This is a genomic window from Pelomonas margarita, assembly GCF_043555875.1.
Classification (GTDB): domain Bacteria; phylum Pseudomonadota; class Gammaproteobacteria; order Burkholderiales; family Burkholderiaceae_C; genus Pelomonas; species Pelomonas margarita.
On record NZ_JBIGHW010000045.1, the window covers coordinates 1 to 1,541 of the forward strand.

A 1,541-nucleotide genomic window follows, 5' to 3' on the forward strand; every position below is an offset into this window, starting at 1 on the left:
AAGTAGGTCATCGTCAGGCTATTATTTAAAGCCAACCCCCATCAGTCTAAAGCTGGTGGGGGTTTTGCTTTTGGGGAATTCAAATCGATGGGTGACAGCAATGTCGGCCGCGGCGCGTTGCATCCTCCGGCGCGCGTCAAGCTACTAGTCGCCCCGTTCACGCAGCCAATGGCTGAGTATTTCGGGAGCCTGCGGCCGCAGTAACGACCGAGTCGCGTTCGGGGTTGAGCGCGACGGACCCGATGTGGGACCAGTTTCGCGGTAAGCAATGGGATGGACGCCCCCACCCTAAGACGGCATCGAAGTGCCACAGTGGATGTGTCTGCAACCACTGATCGGAAGGAGCGTCCACCATGGAGATTGCGACGATCGGCCTTGATCTGGCCAAGAACGTGTTCCAGGTTCACGGGGTCAACGAGCGCGGCAAGGCCGTGCTGCGCAAGCAACTGAAGCGCGACCATGTTGCCCCCTTCTTCGCGAACCTGCCGCCCTGTCTCGTCGGCATCGAGGCTTGTGCCAGCGCTCATCACTGGGCCCGCAAGCTGCAGGCGCTGGGACACACGGTCCGGCTGATGGCGCCCCAGTTCGTCAAGCCGTATGTGAAGAGCAACAAGAACGATGCCGCAGACGCAGAGGCGATCTGCGAGGCAGTTAGCCGGCCGTCGATGCGCTTCGTGCCGATCAAGAACGTCGAGCAGCACAAGCCGCTATGGAATGAGCTGCGCCAGTGGCTCGAACTCGAGCGGCGCGTGGTCGCCGACGGCACCGCGACGGCCAAGGCCATCAACTACACGCTGCGCCACTGGGCCGCGCTGACGCAGCACCTTGAGGACGGCGCCGTGGCGCTGGACAACAACCACCTGGAACGGCAGATCAAGCCGTGGGCGATGGGCCGCAAAGCTTGGCAGTTCGTGGGCAGCGAACTCGCTGGCCAACGGGCCGCCATCATCATGAGCCTCGTTCAGTCAGCACGCCTGAACGGGCATGAGCCCTGGGCCTATCTGCGTGACGTGCTGCAGCGCCTGCCGACGCTGCGCAACTCCCAGCTCGACGAGCTGCTGCCGCATCGCTGGAAGCCTGCGCAAGCCTGAGCTGCCAATCGCCGTCAAGGTGGGATGGCCAGACGCTCAGTGCGACAGGATGCGGATCTCAATGCCTTCCAGCGGCTGCTCGGCCGGGCCTCCGTGGCGAAGCTGGAGCCCTATCGGGCGAGCATCACGTCTCTGACCAAAGACATCCGGGATCACTTGGCAGCTTCCGCCGCGTTGGTTGCGGAACTCCGACCGGCCAGGAGGCCACGGCGATGACCAGCGGCCAGCACATCGACGGTGTTCTGGTTCAGTGGGGTGAGCGGCTGTTCTACCCCGGCAATCGGATCGTCAAGTCGGCGCCGATGCCTCGTCTGGACGCGGTGTGCGTATTCCACGCGATCGCGGACACCGTTCCGCTCTGATGGCGGACAGCATTCCGCCGTGATGGCGGACACCGTTCCACGCTGATGGCGGACAGCATTCCAAACTGATCGCGGACACCGGGAGGGT

At 63.5% G+C, this 1,541-nt stretch carries 2 protein-coding genes and 1 pseudogene; all 3 read left to right on the top strand.

The annotated features are described in order from the left end of the window. Positions 1 to 353: 353 nt before the first annotated feature. A pseudogene (locus ACG0Z3_RS23115) lies at positions 354 to 923 on the top strand (IS66 family transposase); the annotation flags it as partial. A 27-nt stretch (positions 924 to 950) separates the two neighbouring features. After that, positions 951 to 1,091: a transposase domain-containing protein gene (locus tag ACG0Z3_RS23120; protein ID WP_394402399.1), complete on the top strand. Its 141-nt coding sequence runs from the start codon at positions 951 to 953 to the stop codon at positions 1,089 to 1,091. Between the two features lie 212 nt (positions 1,092 to 1,303). After that, positions 1,304 to 1,453: a hypothetical protein gene (locus ACG0Z3_RS23125; RefSeq protein ID WP_394402396.1), complete on the top strand. Its 150-nt coding sequence runs from the start codon at positions 1,304 to 1,306 to the stop codon at positions 1,451 to 1,453. The last annotated feature ends 88 nt before the right edge of the window (positions 1,454 to 1,541 follow it).

Coding starts and splice junctions, on each gene's coding strand:
- ACG0Z3_RS23120 (WP_394402399.1), top strand. CDS start 951: ATGAGCCTCGTTCAGTCAGCACGCCTGAACGGGCATGAGCCCTGGGCC.
- ACG0Z3_RS23125 (WP_394402396.1), top strand. CDS start 1,304: ATGACCAGCGGCCAGCACATCGACGGTGTTCTGGTTCAGTGGGGTGAG.